The organism is Dokdonella soli (assembly GCF_039523175.1).
GTDB lineage: Bacteria > Pseudomonadota > Gammaproteobacteria > Xanthomonadales > Rhodanobacteraceae > Dokdonella_A > Dokdonella_A soli.
In genome coordinates this window covers 451,089-469,804 of record NZ_BAAAEU010000001.1, presented here as the reverse complement: position 1 = coordinate 469,804, position 18,716 = coordinate 451,089, and the positions used below count along the sequence as shown (strand labels likewise).

16 protein-coding genes are annotated in these 18,716 nt (G+C 65.8%); 12 read left to right on the top strand and 4 right to left on the bottom strand.

The window, feature by feature from the left end; translation table 11 throughout:
• Positions 1–62 precede the first annotated feature (62 nt).
• The 7 genes from ABD002_RS02180 to ABD002_RS02150 all read left to right on the top strand — a co-directional run bounded on the left by ABD002_RS02180 (position 63) and on the right by ABD002_RS02150 (position 8,912).
• The gene (locus tag ABD002_RS02180) at positions 63–1,061 is read left to right on the top strand and encodes a DNA-directed RNA polymerase subunit alpha (protein WP_343786660.1); all 999 of its coding nucleotides are present in this window, start codon (positions 63–65) and stop codon (positions 1,059–1,061) included.
• Positions 1,062–1,173: 112 nt separating this feature from the next.
• Complete coding sequence (rplQ, locus tag ABD002_RS02175) at positions 1,174–1,563, top strand: 50S ribosomal protein L17 (protein WP_343786658.1); 390 nt, start codon at positions 1,174–1,176, stop codon at positions 1,561–1,563.
• Between the two features lie 104 nt (positions 1,564–1,667).
• A complete protein-coding gene (locus tag ABD002_RS02170) occupies positions 1,668–2,861 on the top strand; it encodes a Dol-P-Glc:Glc(2)Man(9)GlcNAc(2)-PP-Dol alpha-1,2-glucosyltransferase (RefSeq protein ID WP_343786656.1) in 1,194 nt (397 codons plus the stop codon).
• A gap of 50 nt (positions 2,862–2,911) precedes the next feature.
• Entirely contained in the window at positions 2,912–3,445 is a 534-nt protein-coding gene (locus ABD002_RS02165) for a disulfide bond formation protein B (protein WP_343786654.1), read from the top strand.
• Between the two features lie 77 nt (positions 3,446–3,522).
• On the top strand, positions 3,523–4,908 hold the full coding sequence (locus tag ABD002_RS02160; protein ID WP_343786652.1) for a class II 3-deoxy-7-phosphoheptulonate synthase: 1,386 nt from the start codon (positions 3,523–3,525) through the stop codon (positions 4,906–4,908).
• A 186-nt stretch (positions 4,909–5,094) separates the two neighbouring features.
• The gene (locus ABD002_RS02155) at positions 5,095–8,310 is read left to right on the top strand and encodes a hypothetical protein (protein WP_343786650.1); all 3,216 of its coding nucleotides are present in this window, start codon (positions 5,095–5,097) and stop codon (positions 8,308–8,310) included.
• A gap of 23 nt (positions 8,311–8,333) precedes the next feature.
• The gene (locus ABD002_RS02150; protein ID WP_343786648.1) at positions 8,334–8,912 is read left to right on the top strand and encodes an NnrU family protein; all 579 of its coding nucleotides are present in this window, start codon (positions 8,334–8,336) and stop codon (positions 8,910–8,912) included.
• 12 nt (positions 8,913–8,924) lie between these two features.
• On the opposite strand, the gene pdxR is transcribed toward ABD002_RS02150, so the two are convergent.
• A complete protein-coding gene (gene pdxR / locus ABD002_RS02145) occupies positions 8,925–10,316 on the bottom strand; it encodes a MocR-like pyridoxine biosynthesis transcription factor PdxR (RefSeq protein WP_343786646.1) in 1,392 nt (463 codons plus the stop codon).
• A 156-nt stretch (positions 10,317–10,472) separates the two neighbouring features.
• Between pdxR and ABD002_RS02140 the strand changes: the two genes are divergently transcribed.
• From ABD002_RS02140 to ABD002_RS02125, 4 genes are all read left to right on the top strand, one after another.
• Positions 10,473–10,952: a cupin domain-containing protein gene (locus ABD002_RS02140; protein WP_343786644.1), complete on the top strand. Its 480-nt coding sequence runs from the start codon at positions 10,473–10,475 to the stop codon at positions 10,950–10,952.
• A 71-nt stretch (positions 10,953–11,023) separates the two neighbouring features.
• Positions 11,024–11,830: an MBL fold metallo-hydrolase gene (locus ABD002_RS02135; protein WP_343786642.1), complete on the top strand. Its 807-nt coding sequence runs from the start codon at positions 11,024–11,026 to the stop codon at positions 11,828–11,830.
• A 48-nt stretch (positions 11,831–11,878) separates the two neighbouring features.
• Positions 11,879–12,352, top strand: a complete 474-nt coding sequence (locus ABD002_RS02130; protein WP_343786640.1) for a cupin domain-containing protein — start codon at positions 11,879–11,881, stop codon at positions 12,350–12,352.
• A 38-nt stretch (positions 12,353–12,390) separates the two neighbouring features.
• Positions 12,391–13,452 carry a redoxin domain-containing protein gene (locus ABD002_RS02125; RefSeq protein WP_343786638.1) on the top strand — a complete coding sequence of 354 codons (1,062 nt, stop codon included), beginning with the start codon at positions 12,391–12,393 and terminating at the stop codon, positions 13,450–13,452.
• A 57-nt stretch (positions 13,453–13,509) separates the two neighbouring features.
• Here ABD002_RS02125 and ABD002_RS02120 read toward each other — a convergent pair whose 3' ends face one another.
• The 3 genes from ABD002_RS02120 to typA form a co-directional block, all read right to left on the bottom strand.
• A complete protein-coding gene (locus tag ABD002_RS02120) occupies positions 13,510–14,469 on the bottom strand; it encodes a quinone oxidoreductase family protein (RefSeq protein WP_343786636.1) in 960 nt (319 codons plus the stop codon).
• Positions 14,470–14,497: 28 nt separating this feature from the next.
• Entirely contained in the window at positions 14,498–15,799 is a 1,302-nt protein-coding gene (locus tag ABD002_RS02115) for a carbohydrate porin (RefSeq protein WP_343786634.1), read from the bottom strand.
• A gap of 390 nt (positions 15,800–16,189) precedes the next feature.
• A complete protein-coding gene (gene typA / locus ABD002_RS02110) occupies positions 16,190–18,022 on the bottom strand; it encodes a translational GTPase TypA (RefSeq protein ID WP_343786632.1) in 1,833 nt (610 codons plus the stop codon).
• Between the two features lie 159 nt (positions 18,023–18,181).
• Between typA and ABD002_RS02105 the strand changes: the two genes are divergently transcribed.
• Positions 18,182–18,703 carry a peptidylprolyl isomerase gene (locus ABD002_RS02105; protein WP_343786629.1) on the top strand — a complete coding sequence of 174 codons (522 nt, stop codon included), beginning with the start codon at positions 18,182–18,184 and terminating at the stop codon, positions 18,701–18,703.
• The last annotated feature ends 13 nt before the right edge of the window (positions 18,704–18,716 follow it).

Sequence of the window (18,716 nt, the reverse complement as noted above, 5' to 3'; positions counted from 1 at the left end):
TGGTTTTCAGCGATATACACACCACCTGAAGAGTCCACCTGGATTCTTGGAGTCAACCTCATATGGCGGGATCGTCCATCAACGTGCTGCGTCCGCGCAGCATCCAAGTCGAGCGCATCGGCGCAGACCGCGCCCGGGTCGTCGTCGAGCCGCTGGAGCGCGGCTTCGGCCATACGCTTGGCAACGCGCTGCGTCGCGTGCTGCTTTCGTCCATTCCGGGCAGCGCGATCATCGAGGTCGAGATCGACGGCGTACTCCATGAGTACACCACGCTCGAGGGCCTGCAGGAAGATGTCATCGAGGTTCTGCTGAATCTCAAGGACGTCTCGATCCGCATGCACAGTGGTGAAGAAACCACGCTCACGCTCAGCAAGAAGGGCAAGGGCGTCGTCACCGCGGGTGACATCAAGGTCGACCACACGGTCGAGATCGTCAACCCGGATCACGTGATCTGCCACCTGACCAAGGACATCGCGCTGAACATGCGCCTGAAGGTCTCGCGCGGCGTCGGCTACCAGCCGGCCACGGCGCGTCGCCTGCCGGACGAAGAAGCGCGTCCGATCGGCCGCCTGCAGCTCGATGCCTCGTTCTGCCCGGTCCGTCGCGTCGCCTACAACGTCGACAGCGCGCGTCTCGAGCAGCGCACCGACCTCGACAAGCTCGTGCTTGACGTCGAGACCAACGGCGCGATCGATGCCGAGGAAGCGGTTCGCAAGGCCGCCGAGATCCTGCAGGACCAGATCAGCGTGTTCGGTGATTTCACGCGCCGCGAGAGCGCTGACGCGAAGGCCGACAAGAGCGGCGTCGACCCGGTGCTGCTGCGACCGATCGACGACCTCGAGCTGACCGTGCGTTCGGCGAACTGCCTCAAGGCCGAAAGCATCTATTACATCGGCGACCTCGTGCAGAAGACCGAAGTCGAGCTGTTGAAGACGCCGAACCTGGGCAAGAAGTCGCTCACCGAGATCAAGGACGTGCTTTACCAGCGTGGCCTGCAGCTCGGCATGAAACTCGACAGCTGGCCGCCGCCGGGTCTCGTGCACGGCATGCAGTTGGGCTGAGTGGTACCCGGTCGCTCCGCGCCGGAATGAAGTCAATATAAGCGGGATTCTCCGCGGGAAGCCGGCCATGCCGCCGGCTTTTCATAACAATTGAGATATCGAGGAATTCACCATGCGCCACATGAAATCCGGCCGCAAACTCAATCGCACGTCGAGCCATCGCGAAGCGATGTTCAAGAACATGGCCGCGTCGCTGTTCAAGCACGAGCTGATTCGCACCACGTTGCCGAAGGCGAAGGAACTTCGCCGCGTCGCCGAGCCGCTGATCACTCTGGCGAAGACTGACGGCGTCGCGAATCGCCGCCTCGCGTTCGCGCGCCTGCGCGACAAGCAGGCGGTCGGCAAGCTGTTCGTCGAGCTCGGCCCGCGTTACCGCGAGCGCAAGGGCGGCTATCTGCGCCTGCTGAAGTGCGGTTTCCGCGCCGGCGACAATGCGCCGATGGCGTATGTCGAACTGGTCGACCGTCCGCGCACCGACAGTGCTGAACAGGCGGCCGATTGAGCGCAGGCTCACCCGGTTCAAGCGAGCCCCGGCATGACCGGGGCTTTGCTTTTCCGGGTTCCCGAAATCCCGCGCGATCGACTGCGTCGGCTCGCTCGACGTTCATGCTCGGCATCGGGCTTGGCGTTCTCTATGTGGCGGCGATCGTGCTTTCGCTCCACGGCGCGGCACGCGGCGACGAGATCTACCATTACGCGCAGATCCATCTGCTCCGTCACGGCGATTTCCGCTTACTCGACGTCTACCTGACGACGATCCCCGGCTATCACGCCGCGGTCGCGGCGCTGCTCTGGATGTCCGGGCTGGACTCGCTCGGCGCAGCGCGCGCGATCAATGCACTGTTCGGACTCGCCGCGCTGGCCGGGTTCCACGCGCTGCGCCGCCGCCTGTGGCCTGACACCGAGAGCATCGCGACCGCCCAGTTGATCGCGCTGCCGATCCTCGTGCCGTTGTGCTTCCTCGTTTATACCGACGTGCTCGCGCTTGCGCTGATCCTGTGGGCGAGCGTTGCCACGTTGTCGCGCCGGCATGCACTGGCTGTGCTGGCCTTGAGCTGCGTCGTGCTGGTCCGCCAGAACGACGTGGTCTGGGCCGCGTTTCTCGGCGCGGTCGCGATATGGCCGACGTGGCGTGAGCATGGTCTCGCGCGCTGGAGAACTCTCGTGGCGATCGGCGCGCCGTATGCGGCACCGATCGCGCTGTTCCTCGCGTTCTGGGCCTGGAACGGCTCGATTTCGCTGTCGCACGGCCAAGCGGCGCTGCATCCTGAGCTGACATTGCACCTCGGCAATCCGTTCTTCGCCTTGTTCCTTGCTGGCGCATTGCTGCCGTTGCAGACCTTGGCGGGCCTGCGTCGATTCGCGGAATGGACGCGAGCGCGGCCCTGGCTGATCGTCGTTCCGCTTGTGCTGTTCGCGCTCTACTGGTGGGCGTTTCACGCCGACAATCCCTACAATTCCGCGCTGCCGGACTTCTATCCTCGCAACGCGTTCCTGCAGGCGCTCGATCGCGACGCGGTGTGGCGCGCACTGGCCGGCGTGGTGATGGTGCTCGCCGCGTGCGGTCTCGCGCCGACGAAGCTGCGTCCGCGCGAGGCGGCCTGGCTGTATCCGTTCGCGGCCTTGTTCCTCGCCGCGTCGTGGCTGATCGAACAGCGCTACGTGCTGGTGCCGCTCGTGCTCTGGCTCGCGTTCCGCGAGCATCGCAGTCGCGCGATCGAATATGCGACCTTGGCACTTTGGCTGGCTCTTGCGGTCTACGCGTTTTCCGGGATCATCGGCGGCCGGTTCTTCCTATAGGCCCGCGATCCGGGGCGGAACCCTTCCCTTCATTCCTGTACGGACACGCAATGAATCCGAATCCATTTGCCTGGTCCTTCCGCGCGCAATTCCTCACCGGCGCACTGGCCTGCATCGCGCTGCTTGCGTATGCGCTCTTCGAACAATTCCAGATGCACATCGAGCCGTGCCCGAAATGCATCTTTCAGCGCGTCGCGTTCATCGCGATGGGAATCTTCTTCATCGTCGGCGGCCTGCACGCGCCGCGCGCGAGCGGTCGGCGCATCTACGCCATCCTGGTCGCGATCGCTGCCGCGGTCGGCGCGGTCGTCGCGGTACGCCACCTGATCGTGCAGTTCACGCCGCATGATCCGTTGATGGAGGGCTGCGGGCCCGGGCTCAACTACCTGCTCGATGCGTTCCCGATCGCCGAGGCGATCAAGAAGGCGTTCATGGCGAGTGGAGACTGCGGCGAGATCAGCTGGACCTTCCTTGGATTGACGATGCCGGGCTGGACCTTGATCTGCTTCGTGCTGCTCGGCGGCGGCGCACTGTGGGCCGGATTCCGCAGGCGCGCGGATGCGTTGCCGGCGCGGCGTTCCTGAGGGCCCGTATTCGTCATTAGGCACGGCGCCAAGCCTGTGGCATTATCGTTTTCCGCAGTGCAGCAAACGTGATCGCCATGAGATCGAACAAGCGCACCATCCAACCTGTCCGCGAAGCCACCGGCTGGACGCCTTCGTCGTGGCAGCAGTGCCCGCACACGCAGCAGCCGGTGTATGCGGACGGGGATGAGCTCGCGCGCGCGCTTGCGCAGCTGCACGAGCTGCCGCCGCTGATCACCTCCTGGGAGGTCCTCGCGCTGAAACACCTGCTCGCCGAAGCCGCGGACGGCAAGCGCTTCCTGCTGCAGGGCGGTGATTGCGCGGAAAGCTTCGACGACTGCACGTCGCCGCTGATCTCGAACCGCCTCAAGGTCATGCTGCAGATGAGCCTGGTGCTCGTGCACGGCCTCAAGCTCCCGGTCGTGCGCGTCGGCCGCTTCGCCGGCCAGTACGCGAAGCCGCGTTCGGCCGACATGGAGGAGCGCGACGGCGTGTCGCTGCCGAGCTACCGCGGCGATCTCGTCAACGGTGCCGCGTTCACCGCCGAGGCGCGCCGCGCCGATCCGCAGCGGCTGATCCGCGGCCACGCGCGTTCGGCGATGACGATGAACTTCGTGCGTGCGCTGGTCGACGGCGGTTTCGCCGACCTGCACCATCCCGAATACTGGGATCTCGGCTGGGTCGAGCATTCGCCGCTGCAGGACGAATACAGCGCGATGGTCGAGTCGATCGGCAATTCGCTGCGTTTCATGGAGACGCTCGCCGGCGAGTCGATCGGCAGCTTCCAGCGCGTCGATTTCTACACCTCGCACGAAGCGCTGGTGCTGCACTACGAGCAGGCGCTGACGCGCCAGGTGCCGCGTCAGTGGGGCTGGTTCAACCTGTCCACACACTTCCCGTGGATCGGCATGCGCACGGCGGCGCTCGACGGCGCGCACGTTGAATACTTCCGCGGCCTGCGCAATCCGATCGCGGTCAAGGTGGGCCCCTCGGTCACGCCGGACCAGTTGCTGCGCCTCGTCGACGTACTCGACCCGGACAACGACCCGGGCCGGCTCACGCTGATCCACCGCATGGGCGCCGCGAAGGTCGAGACCGCGCTGCCGCCGCTGCTCGCCGCGATGAAGGCGGCAGGGCGCAAGCCGCTGTGGGTCTGCGATCCGATGCACGGCAATACCGAGACGCTCGGCACCGGCGTCAAGACGCGCCGCTTCGAGAACATCCGCAACGAACTCGACCGCGCATTCGACGCGCACGCAGTCGCCGGCACGCGCCTCGGTGGTGTACACCTCGAGCTCACCGGCGAGAACGTCACCGAGTGCATGGGCGGCGCACGCGACCTGACCGAGTCGGACCTGGCGCGTGCCTACAAGTCGCAGGTCGATCCGCGTCTCAACTACGAACAGTCGCTGGAACTCGCGATGCTGATCGTGCGCAAGCGCGGCGGTGCCGCGCTCGGCTGATTCCATGTTTCGGATCGGTTGATTGTGTAGGAGCGGCTTCGGCCGCGACGCTTTTGCGCTTTTGACCTGGCCCGAGGACAAGCATCGCGGCTGATGCCGCTTCTACATGCTGTCGCGTGTTACGCCGCGGCCGCCTTCCGGAGTATCGTTGCGTCTTTTGCAACGCACCGCCAAGGGGCCATCCGAATGCATCAGCGTCAGCGTTTTCGCCTCGCTTTTGTGACCGCGCTGGTGCTGTCCGCGATCGCTCCCGCGCCTTTCGCGTCCGCACAAGCGCTTCCCGAAGCACAGCTCAACGGCCTCGAATGGCGCCTGCTCGGCCCGTTCCGCGGCGGCTGGGGCACGATGGCGACGGGTGTCGCCGATCAGCCGGACATGTTCTATTTCGGCGCCGCCGGCGGTGGCGTATGGAAGACGACGGATGCCGGCAACACCTGGCAGCCGATGTCGGACGGGCTTGGCGCGGCCTCGATCGGCGCCATTGCGATCGCACCGTCGAATCCGGACGTGATCTACGCCGGCAGCGGCCAGCCCGAGCCGCGCTACGACGTCGCCGCCGGCAACGGTGTGTACAAATCCACGGATGGCGGCGTGCACTGGAAGCCCGTCGGCCTGGCCGCGACGCGCCACATCGGCGCGATCCTGGTCGATCCGAAGAATCCGGATACCGTGCTGGTCGGCGCGCTCGGCCACCTGTTCGGATCGAATCCGGAGCGCGGCGTGTTCCGTTCGACCGACGGTGGCAAGACCTGGACGAAGACGCTGTTCGTCGATGCCGATACCGGCGTCGTCGATCTCGCCGCCGATCCGGCGCAACCGAATGTCGTGTTCGCGGCCGCCTGGCAGGCGCGGCACTGGCCGTGGCTGAGCTATTTCACGCCGGTCGTCGGCAAGGGCAGTGGCATCTACAAGTCCACTGATGGCGGCGCGAGCTGGACGCGCCTCGCCGGTGACGGCTTGCCGGCCGGTCCGCTCGGCCGCATCGGGCTCGCCGTCGCGCACGCGGCGACCGGCACGCATGTCTACGCGACCGTGGTCGCGCACGAAGGCGGCGGCCTGTATCGCTCCGATGATGCCGGCGCCCATTGGCAGAAGGTCAACGGCGACGGTGAACTCGTCAACGCGTATTTCTCGCGGCTTGCCGTCGCACCGGGCAAGGCTGATACGGTCTATGTCGTCGGCCGCTCGATCCGCCGCTGCGACAACGGCGGCGCGCACTGCGAGATCATCAAGGGCGCGCCCGGCGGCGACGACTACCATCATCTGTGGATCAACCCGAAGCATCCCGAGCGCATGATCACGGCCAGCGATCAGGGCGTCGTGGTCAGCGTCGACGGCGGCCGCCGCTGGAGCAACTGGTACAACCAGCCGACCGGTCAGTTCTACCATCTCGCCGCCGATAACCAGTTCCCGTACTGGATCTATTCCGGCCAGCAGGATTCCGGCACGGTCGGCATCGCCAGCCGCGGCGACTACGGCGCGCCTTCATTCCGTGACTGGCATCCGGTCGGCGGCGACGAGCGCGACTACGACATTCCCGATCCGGCCGATCCGAACATCGTCTACGGCTCCGGTCTCGGCGGGCGCATCTCGCGCTGGGATTCGCGCACCGGCGAAGTGCAGAACGTCTCAGCGTGGCCGGTGTCGAGCTACGCCGCGCGGCCGGGCACGGTGAAGTACCGCTACACCTGGATCACGCCGATCGCGTTCTCCAGACAGGCGCCATACGCGCTCTACCTCGGGGCACAGGTGCTGTTCCACTCGACCGACCAGGGCCGCCACTGGGACACGATCAGCCCCGATCTGACCGGTCCGCGCGCGGATGCGAAGCGCTGCGAGGGCGATGTCGCGATCGCCGATGCGACCGCCTGCGGCTACGGCACGATCTTCAGCATCGCACCATCGCCGCACGGCAACGACGAGATCTGGATCGGTACCGACAACGGCTTCGTGCAGATGACCCGCGATGGCGGCAAGAGCTGGAGCAACGTCACGCCGAAGGGCGTGCCGGCCTGGGCCAAGATCAGCACACTCGACGTTTCCGCGCTGCAGCCCGGCACCGTGTATGCCGCGGTCGACAATCATCGCCAGGACGATTTCCGTCCGCGCGTCTTCCGCACGCATGACTACGGCAAGAGCTGGGTCGCGATCACGAACGGCCTTCCAGACGGCCATTTCGTCAGCGTCGTGCGTGCCGACCCGGAACGGCGCGGGCTGCTCTATGCCGGCACCGATGCCGGCGTGTTCGTCTCGCTCGACGACGGCGCGCACTGGCAGCCGCTGCAGCGCAATCTGCCAATCGCCTGGGTGCGCGATCTGCTGGTGCACGGCAACGACCTGATCGCGGCGACGCAAGGACGCGCGATCTGGGTGCTCGACGACGTCAGCCCACTGCGCCAGATCGACACGGCGAGCGCGAAGGCGGCGGCACACCTGTTCGTGCCGGCGCCGGCGATCCGCGTGCGCAACGACCAGAACAAGGACACGCCGCCGCCGCCGGAAACCGCGCTCGGCAGCAATCCGCCGGCCGGTGCCGTGATCGACTACACGCTGGCGCAGCCTGCGAAACAGCTGACGCTGGAGATTCGCGATGCCGATGGCCACAGCGTGCGTCGTTTCAGCAGCAGCGACGCAACGCTGGATGCGAGCGCCGAACGCTACTTTCAGGAGGGCTGGCTGAAGCCGGCGCAGAAGCTCGCCAGCAGCGCCGGCGCGCACCGCTTCGTCTGGGATCTGCGGTATCCGCGACCGAAGTCGGTGGAGTACGGTTACTCGATCGCCGCGGTGTGGAATGAAGGCACGCCATTGACGCCGGAAGGTTCGCTGGTGCTGCCGGGCGACTATCAGGTCGTGTTGAACGTAGATGGGCAGCAGTTCCGCCAGCCGCTGGTCGTGAAGGTGGATCCGCGCGTGCAGGTGTCGCGCACCGAACTCGAACAGGCGCTGCATTTCTCGCAGGCGATCGGCACCGAGCTCGCGCGTGTCTGGCAGGGCTACGGCGAAGTCGACGCGGTGCACAAGCAGCTCGATGCATTGGTGAAGCAGCGGGGTGCGGCCACGCAGTCGCCGCTCAAGGAAGCGCTTGCCGCGTTCGCCGCGAAGCTCGAACCGCTGCGCGCCGGCAAGGGCGAGTCCGCGCCGAACCTCGGCAAGATCAGCGAGGTGCTGACTTCGCTCGAAACCGATATCGAAGGCGCCGACCGTGCCCCGACGCCGCCGCAGGAGCAGGTGCTGACCGACTACCGCGCGCGCCTGGATCGCGCACTGCTACAGTGGCAGGCGTTGCGAGAGCATGATCTCGTGTCGCTCAATGCACAGCTGAAGCAGGCGGGCTTATCGGAACTCCATGTGCCGACGCCGGGTGACATCCGCATCGAGGCGCCGGCAGAATCGGCGCCGTAGTATCGCTACCGGAGAAACCCGCCATGTCGCTTCTGATCCTCGGCCTGCTGATCTTCCTCGGTGCGCATTCGCTGCGCGTCTTCGCAGACGGCTGGCGCACGCGAATGATCGCGCGGTTCGGCGCGAACGCCTGGAAAGGGCTGTTTGCGCTGGTCTCGATCGTCGGCTTCGTGTTGATCGCGTGGGGTTTCGGCCTGGCGCGCCAGCAGCCGGTGCTGCTGTACGCGCCGCCGGCGGTGCTCAAGCATCTCAACGCGCTGTTTACGCTGGTCGCATTCGTGCTGGTCGCGGCGGCCTATGTGCCGCGCAACCATGCAAAAGCGGCGATCGGTCATCCGATGCTGGCCGGCGTGAAGCTGTGGGCGTTCGGGCACCTGCTGGCGACCGGCATGTTGCACGACGTGGTGCTGTTCGGCGCGTTCCTGCTCTGGGCGATCGCCGACTTCGTGGTTTCGCGCCGGCGCGATCGTCGGGCCGGCACGACGTATCCGGCGGGCACGCTCTCGGGCGATGGGGCGACGCTGGCGATCGGCGTGGCCCTGTGGGCGGTCTTTGCGTTCCTGCTGCACGTGCGCTGGATCGGCGTCAATCCGTTCGCCTGAGCGCCTGCCCGGCTAACGTTCAAGAGAGGCCGACAACTTCCGCAAAGCGTCACGAATGGCATCTGCTTCGATGCAACCAATGCCGAAGACGATACCCATGGCCTGGTCGTTGCTCATCGCGAAGTTGCCAATGGGTTGTGCGCCAGGCGCATGCTGTCGCACTTTCGACAGGATCCGCTGAGCCGCTTCCGCATCCCGGTAGCGGGCGGAAAGGTGGATGCCTGCTTCCGAAGGGATCGGGCGGAACCAGGTACGCAGTTCCTGCGTGAGACCGTCGAGCATAGCCTCGCGACGGGTCGCATACACGTTGCGCATCTTGCGCACGTGGCGGGCGAGGTGGCCCTCGAGGATGAAGTGGCCGAGCGCGTCCTGCACCTGCACGTTGCCGGTAGTGTCGGCGCATTGCTTCGCGGCCAGCAGTGCCTCGTGTGCCCACGCCGGCGCGACGACATAGCCGACGCGCAATGACGGGAACAGGCTCTTGGAGAAGGTGCCGACATAAAGCACGCAGGCGTCGCGATCGAGCGTCTGCAGCGCGTCGAGTGGACGATTGCCGTAGCGGAATTCGCCATCGTAGTCGTCCTCGATGATGACTGCGCCGTGCCTGCGCGCGAAAGCCAGCAACGCCATGCGGCGCGGCATCGACATCGCCGCTCCGGTCGGGAACTGGTGCGAGGGCGTGACGTAGATGATGCGCACGTCACTCGGCAGTTGATCCACGCAGAGCCCTTCCTCATCCACGGGAACGGGCACCAAAAGCGCACCTGCCGCGGCCATCGCGGTGCGCAACAGCGGATAGCCCGGGTCTTCGACCGCGACCTTGGTGCGCCCCGGCGTCACCAGCACGCGCGCCAGCAGATCGAAGGCCTGCTGCGCGCCGGACGTGACGACTACATCGTCGGCGCTGCAGGCAACGGCGCGTGCGAATGACACGTGCTGCGCGATGGCCGAGCGCAGCCGCGGACGGCCGTGCGGATCCTGATAGCCGAACGCGTCAGGAAAACGCGGATTGAAAGCACGCGCAAGCAGTCGACGCCAGATGTCGAATGGAAAGTAGCGATGCTCGGGCGTGCCGAGCTGAAACCCGGGGGTCCGCGCTTCCGCGGAGAAATTCATCGTCGTCCATGCAGGGAGCCGCCATTGCGGATTGAGTCGATCGTCCTGCGGGCGCGGGCTCTGACGCGCGGCCTTGACCGATCTCGTGCCGAGATCGGCCACCACGGCCTTCGCGCCGACACGCGTAGCCACATAACCCTCTGCCGCCAACAGGTCATAGGCCGCGATGACGGTGTTGCGGGCAATCCCGTAGGCCACGGCGACGCGGCGCGTCGAAGGCAGTTCCGAGCCGGGGCGCAGGCGCTGGTCGAGGATGGCGGCGCGCAACTGCTCATGCAGCGAGCGCATCCGGCTGCCTTGGCCGGCTCCGCCGAGAACGATCGCAAGCTCGAAAACTGGTTCCAATGAAGTCATAAGAACTGGCTTATTTTGAGAACCAGAACAAGCGTACGGTATCAGTCACGGGCCGCCAAGACCCGCTGCGTCTTAAACGGAGCCTTCGCCATGACTCGCCTGTCCCGCCCCGAGCCGCAATCGCTCATCGAGTACGCCCCGGCTCGCATTGCCAGCAGCGCTGATCTCCCGTGGATCCCGATCTCGCCGGAGAAATCGTGGAAACCCCTGCGTTTCTTCGCCGACGACCGTGGCTTCGTCCAGTTGTTCCGCATGGAGCCCGGCACGATGAGTCCGCTGCAGCGGCACACGGGTGAGGTCCACGCGTTCAATCTCGGCGGCCAGCGCCAGTTGTGCACGGGCGAGGTCATCGGCCCGGGTGACTACGTTTATGAGCGGCCGGGCAATATCGACACGTGGAAAGTGGTCGGTGACGAACCGCTGACCGTGCTCGTGGTCGTGATGGGGCGCGTGGAGTTTCTCGGCCCCGACCATGGGGTCACTGGACATCTGTCGGCGCAAACGCAGCTGCAGACCTACCACGCTCACTGCGGGCAGCACGGCCTGCCCGTGTTGAACCTCGTCGAGTGAATCGATGGCGCACGCACCGATTGCGCCTGTGCACCCATCTCTTCGCAAGTAACTCGAACAAGGGCTCGGTCATGCCACTCTATATTTGTGAAACCTGCGGGACCCAGTACGCGGAAACGCCCGATCCTCCGGCGCAATGCCCTGTGTGCGAGGACGAACGCCAATACGTCGGATGGAACGGACAGACCTGGACGACGCATGAGGCGTTGGGCGCCAAATACAAGCTGCGGCTCGAAGACGATGGCGGCCTGCTGGGCATCGGGCTGGTCCCGGACTTCGCGATCCCGCAGCGAGCACTATTGCTGCCGACGGACGCGGGCAACATCCTCTGGGAATGCGTCAGTCTGGTCACCGACGAAGCGGTCGCCACACTGCGTGCGCGCGGAGGCGTGGACAAGATCATCATCTCGCACCCGCACTTCTACTCCTCCATGGTGGAATGGAGCGAGGCCCTGGGCGGCGTTCCGATCCTGCTTCACGAAGCGGACAAGACATGGGTGCGCAGGCCGTCTCCGCGGATCCAGTTCTGGAGCGGTGACGAGCATCGGTTGTCCGGTGCCGTCACGCTGATTCGCTGCGGTGGGCATTTCCCAGGCAGCGCCGCCATCCACTGGAAAGATGGGCCGCGCGCCGGCGGCGCCCTGTTTCCAGGCGACGCCTTGCAGGTCGTGCTCGACCGGCGCCACGTCACCTTCATGTACAGCTACCCCAACTACATGCCGATGAACACCAGCGACGTGATGAGCATTCGCTCTCGCCTCGAGGGATACGAGTTTGAAGACGTCTATGGTTACACGTGGGGGCGAAACATCATGGGCGGCGCCCGCGCGGCGGTCGACGAATCCTTTGATCGCTACCTGAAAGCTGTCTCCAGCTGACGCTGTCACCGAGCTGTACGCGTCCAACCACTAGAGGAGTTCATCGCCATGTCCGCCGGATTCGACACCTTGCGAGCCCATCTGCCTGCGCGACTCGGCTCGACGGCCGATCTGCCCTGGATACCTTCCGCGACACCCGGCAAGTCTTCCAAGCCGCTGCGGTTCCTCGCCGAGGATCGCGGCTTCGTCGAACTGTTGCGCATGGCGCCCGGCATCGTCATGCCGCTGCATCGCCACACCGGCGAGATCCACGCCTACAACCTGTCGGGCTCGCGCAAGCTGTGCACCGGCGAGGTCATCGGCCCCGGCGACTACGTCTACGAGCCGCCCGGCACGATCGACTGGTGGAAGATCGTCGGCGACGAACCGATGGTTGCACTGGTAGTCGTCATGGGCACCGTCGAGTTCCTCGGACCTGATGGCATCGTGCGCGCGAGCGCTTCGGCCAGTACGCAACTGGCGGACTACCACCGTTACTGCCGCGAGCATGGCTTGCCGGTGCATGACCTTGTGGATCGATAGACGGCCAATCAATGAAACCGAATCCGGAGGGATTTCGCATGTCCGTGACATTTTCTTTTTCCCGACAGCTGGCATGGGCGCGATGGCTGGCTTGCGTCGGCCTGTCTGTCCTGGCGCTTCTGTCGGCCGGTGCATCGCCGGCGCGCGCCGAAACCGGTCAGGATTACGCCACGCAGGCCGGCGCGCGATTGCTGGGCAGCGTCGCGCCGCCGCTCAAGCTCACCACTATGGATGGCCAGACCATCGACCTGGCCGCGCTGCGCGGGCGCAAGGCCGTCTACCTGAAGTTCTGGGCGACCTGGTGTTCGCCGTGTCGCGAGCAGATGCCGCATTTCGAGAAGGCGCAGCGCACTGCGGGTGATGACCTGGAGGTCATTGCCATCAACATCGGCTTCGACGACACGCCGGAGCAGATCGACGCGTATCGCCGCGAGCTCGGCCTCACCATGCCGATCGTGCGCGACGATGACGGAAGGGTGGGCGCGCTGTTCGGCCTGCGCGTAACGCCGCAGCATGTGATCATCGGCAAGGATGGCCGGATCCAGTACGTCGGTCATCTGGCCGATGCCCGGCTGGATGCCGCGCTGGCGAGTGCGCGGCGATCGACTGTGCCGGTCGCGACGACCTTGTCAGAGCAGAGCGCCGCCACGCCGAAAGCTGTGGGCGCAGGCGATATCGTGCCTTCGACGAAGGTGAAAACCCTGGACGGCGACGAGATCCCGCTCAGGGATCCGACGGGAAAGCGCCGGACCGTACTCGCATTCCTGTCGCCCTGGTGCGAAGGCTATTTCGAGAAGACGCGTCCGCAGTCCTCCAGGCAATGCCGCGCACTGCGCGAGCAGTTGGCAGCGCTCGGCCGCGATCGCGGCGCGCGGTGGGTGGGCATCGCGTCGGGTCTATGGGCCTCGGAAAAGGATCTGCGCGACTACCGCGACGAGCACCATATCCAGGTGCCGATGGCGCTCGATCGCGATGGCGCATTGTTCCGTCGTTTCGACGTCCATCGCGTACCGACTGTGATCGTGGTGGAGCGGGATGGCCGGATCGCGGGCCCGACTTCCCCATCGCCCGAAGACATGGGAAATGAAATGTCGCCTTGAGCTGCCTGTCGATTTCGATGCATCGCGCCGCTCGACGCAGTCACGTCGTCAACACGTTCATGGAATCAACAGCACCTTGCCGCTGGACGCGCGGCTTTCGATCCGCGCGTGCGCAAGTGCGCCCTCGGCGAGCGGGAATCGCGAGTCGATGTGCACCTTCAGCAGGCCGTCGCGCACCCAGCCGAACAGTTCCGCGGCACGGCGCCGGCGTTCTTCGGCGCCGGTGAGCACGTTCCAGAGGTCGCCGCCGGTCAGCGTCTTCGAGGTGTCCATCAGCAGGCGCGGATCCACCGGCGCCGGATCGCCACCGGCCATGCCGTAGAACACGACGTGGCCACCGATGCGCGTGGCCTCGAGGCTTTGCGTCAGCGTCGCGCCGACCGAGTCGTAGACCGCGTCCACGCCGGCTCCGCCGAATGCACGCGCGGCGGCGACCCAGTCTTCGTCGTAGAGCAGCGCGGCATCCGCACCCGCATCGAGCACCTGCTGCGCCTTCGCGGTGCTCGATGTCATGCCGATGACCCGTGCGCCGAGCGCGCGGCACAGCTGCGTCAGCAGTAGGCCGACGCCGCCGGCCGCGGCATGCACGAGGATGCTTTCGCCCCTGCGCACCCCATGGCTGTCGCGCGCCAGGTACTGCGCGGTCAGGCCCTGCAGCAGGACCGCGGCTGCGGTTCCGAATGGGATGTCATCCGGCAAGGCGATGAGCTTGTCGACATCGACGGCGACGCGCTCCGCATTCGCGAACGGCATGTCCGCGAAGCCCACGCGCTGGCCGGCGACGAAGCCGCTTTCCGGCGGTGCAGTCAGCACCGTTCCGGCGGCTTCGTAGCCGGCGATGAACGGAGGTTTGCCCCGCAGGTGGTAGTTGCCCTTGCGCCGATAGATGTCGGCGAAGTTGAGGCCGATGGCAGCCGTCTGCACCAGGGCCTGATGGTTGCCGGGAACCGGATCGGGCAGGTCGCGGTATTGCAGCACGTCCGGCGCGCCGAAATGGTCGAAACACAGCGCCTTCATGGAATCACCTCGGCGAGTGCGCGGTCCCTCAAAATTCCAGATGCGTGCGCAGCCCGATGTAGCGCGCCGGGCCGCGGTCGCGGTTGTAGCCCGGATTGTGGATCAGCTGGATGTCGGGGCTGACCTGCAGGTGGGGCAGCAGCTGGATGCGATAGTACGCTTCGAGAATCCGCTCGCGGCCGTAGTTCAGGCGGCCATCGCCGAGCAGGAAACCGTTGCCGCCTGCGGCGAGATAGTCGCGGTGATCGGAAGACAGGCCATTGACCGCGATCGCGATCGCGAGGCGGTCGTCCGCGCGCCGCCAGTGCACGCCGGAGATCTGCGCGCCGACGCTGAGCGTGCGATCGACTTCGGTGAACGCGAACGATTCGGTGCGGCCGTCGTTCCAGCCGGCGCGGGCGAACAGGCCGGTCTCGCCGCCGTCGGCAAGCGGCAGTTCGAGGTTCGCGGCATAGCCGTATTTGCGGCGCCCGTCGCGGTCGTCGGCGCGAATGTCGGGTGGCTGGCCGCTCCGAGCGGCCAGCGCGAGCGCATCGCGATAGTTGCCCATGCGCGCGATGTTGCGGAAAGCGAGCAAGCGCAGCGCCCAATCGCCGGGCGCCGGCTGCACGGTCAACTCGACCTGCTCGCCGCGTGTGCGGGTCAGCGATCGTTCCAGCGCCTGGCCGTTCGCCTCGGTCGGCATCTGGAAGACGCCGTAGCGCAACGACCAGCCGCGATCGATCCATGCCAGCATCAGGCCGTTCGAGTAGCCGCGCGTATCGGCTGCGAAATCCCACGCGGTGTTGTTCCACAGGCTCCAGTTCATGAACTGCGTGCGCGTCGAATCCGCATAGCGGTTCTTGTCGAAATCGTCGTTCGCGGCGAACTTGCCGAGCTTGGCCTCGACGCGTCGCGCGTACTCCTTGCCCGGCAACTGGTCCTGCGCATGTTCCGGGTCGACCGTCTCTTCGCCAAGCGGCAGCACGTAGCGCAGGTAGTGGCGCGCCGCGTAGGGACGCTTGCCGAGATTGACCGTACCGGAGCGGATCACGTCGCCGTTGGTCAATCCGCCGAGACCGGCCGCGTTGCTGACGCCTTCGCCCTTGAACATCTCAGCGTCGAAATAGAACTGGAAATGCGCCGGCAGCGACGCGCCGAAGTACGCGCCGAACGTGTGCGAGCGCGCGGTGTCGCCGTTGGCCTTGATGCTCAGCGGGCCGCTGTATGGCGAATGCAGCGAATCCTGGTGCTGGTCGATGAAGGTGTATTGCGCGCCGAGGAATTGCGGCACGAAATCCGTCGGCTCCTCGGCACGCAGCGGTTGCGCCGCCAGAACGGCGACGAGCATGACGATTGGCCATCGCATGCGGAATGCGGAATTCCTGGTCATCGGGCGTGCTTCGATTCGGTCACGTCGCGTCGACCATTCGTTCGGGTCGATCGAGGATGGAGTCTGCGGTTGTTCTCGTGCGGGTCCGGCGGCCGGGCGGGCGAGGTGGCTGATCGTCCCGCAACGCAAACGACCAAGCAGCTTGCCGCCGCACTGTTTCACGATTGCGTCAGCGCGATCGCTGGCCGCGTGTACCGGCGCGCGGCGCCAGGAAGCGGGCCGCTGCAGTCGCCGGCACATCATCACGATGCCACCGGTCGCGCGGCGTGGTCGATCCGACCGACACGCCGCGCACTGACCCGAGGTCGCGTATTCGGTTCCCGCCGACAACGCCGGCGGGTTTCCTGATCAGGCGGCCTGCCGCGACGCCCGCTTGCGATCGTTCTCGGTCAGGTGCTTCTTGCGCAGGCGGATCGCCTTCGGCGTGACCTCGACGAGCTCATCGTCCTCGATGAATTCCAGTGCCTGTTCCAGCGACATCTTGATCGGCGGGGTGAGCTGCACGGTCTCATCCTTGCCGGCGGCGCGGATGTTGGTCATCTGCTTGGCGCGCAGCGCATTGACGGTGAGGTCGTTGTCCTTGGAATGGATGCCGACCAACTGGCCTTCATAGATGTTGTCGCCTTCGCTGATCAGCAGGCGACCGCGTTCCTGCAGGCTCACCAGCGAATAGGCAGGCGAGGGGCCCTGGCCATTCGAGATCATCACGCCGTTCTGACGCTTCGCGATCGCGCCTTCGGACTTCGGGCCGTAGTGGTCGAACACATGGAACAGCAGGCCGGTGCCGGCGGTGACCGTGCGGAACTCGGTCTGGAAGCCGATCAGTCCGCGCGCCGGGATCATGTAGTCGAGACGCACGCGTCCCTTGCCGTCCGGCTCCATGTTGGTGAGCTGGCCGCGACGTGCGCCCAGACGTTCCATCACGCCGCCCTGGAACTGTTCCTCCATGTCGCAGACGAGTTGCTCGAACGGTTCGCTGAGCACACCATCGATTTCCTTGATGATGACTTCGGCGCGCGACACGGCCAGTTCATAGCCTTCGCGACGCATGGTCTCGATCAGCACGGAAAGGTGCAGTTCGCCGCGGCCGGACACCTTGAACTTGTCCGGGTCCTCGGTTTCCTCGACCTTCATCGCGACGTTGTGCAGCGTCTCGCGCATCAGGCGTTCGCGGATCTGGCGCGAGGTGAGGAATTTGCCGCCGCTGTGTTCCTTGGTGCCGGCGAACGGCGAATTGTTGACCTGGAAGGTCATGCTGATCGTCGGCTCGTCGACATGCAGCACCGGCAGCTGCTCCGGCGCGTCCGGCGCGCAGATCGTGTCGGAGATGCCGAGGCTTTCGATGCCGTTGATCGCGATGATGTCACCGGCTTCCGCTTCCGGCACTTCGCGGCGCTCGAGGCCCATGAAGCCGAGCACCTGCAGCACCTTCGCGTTGCGCTTCTTGCCTTCGCGATCGACGACCGCGACCTGCATGTTGGTGCGCACCTTGCCACGCTGGATGCGGCCGATGCCGATCAGGCCGACATAGTTGTTGTAGTCGAGCTGGCTGATGCGCATCTGGAACGGGCCGTCCGGATCCACCTGCGGCGGCCGCACGTGCTTCATGATCGCTTCGTAGAGCGGGGTCATGTCGCCGGAGCGCACGTCCGGATCGAGACCGGCATAGCCGTGCAGCGCCGAGGCGTAGACGACCGGGAAGTCGAGCTGCTCGTCGGTCGCGCCGAGGCGGTCGAACAGGTCGAAGGTCTGGTTCAGCACCCAGTCCGGACGCGCGCCGGGGCGATCGACCTTGTTGATCACCACGATCGGCTTGAAGCCCATCTGGAACGCCTTCTGGGTCACGAAGCGCGTCTGCGGCATCGGTCCGTCCATCGCGTCGACCAGGATCAGCACGGTGTCGACCATCGACAGCACGCGCTCGACCTCGCCGCCGAAGTCGGCGTGGCCCGGCGTGTCGACGATGTTGATGCGGTTTCCGTTCCAGGTGATCGCGGTGTTCTTGGACAGGATCGTGATGCCGCGTTCCTTTTCCTGGTCATTGCTGTCCATCACGCGCTCGGCGAGCACGGTGCGCTCGCTGAACGTGCCGGACTGCTTGAGCAGGCAATCGACCAGCGTGGTCTTGCCGTGGTCGACGTGGGCCACGATTGCGATATTGCGGAGGTTTTCGATGGACATGCGAATGGGCGGCGCCCGCGGGGGCGTCGCAGCAGGGGAGATAAAGGGAGGCGGATTATACGCAGGTTCGCGGCGTTGCGCTGCAGCATCGACGCCGCGCGGGGATCCCCCGGCCGCCGCGGGCTGGTACGCTGTGCGTTTTCCACAGCGGAACCTCCCATGACCAGCACCTCCGACCTCATTGCCGAAATCGCCACGATCCACGGCACGATCCATGTCCGCCTGTTCGCCGAGCAGACTCCGATGACCGTCGCGAGCTTCGTGAACCTCGCCAAACGCGGGTTCTACGACGGCAAGACCTTCCATCGCGTGATCCCCGATTTCATGATCCAGGGCGGCTGCCCGCACGGCAGCGGCACCGGTGGCCCGGGCTACAAGTTCGAGGACGAGATCGTCCCCGGCCTCAGGCATGACCGCCCCGGCATCCTGTCGATGGCGAATGCGGGTCCGGGCACGAACGGCAGCCAGTTCTTCATCACCCATGTCGCCACACCGTGGCTGGACGGCAAGCACACCGTGTTTGGAACCGTGGTCGGCGCGGCCGATCAGGCGATCGTCGACAAGGTGAAGGGCGGCGATGAGATCAAGTCGATCACGATCAAGGGCGACGCCGAGCCGCTGTTCGCGAAGGAAAAAGCGCGTCTCGACCAGTGGAACGCGGTGCTCGATCGCGCGAAGTGACACGGGCGGCACC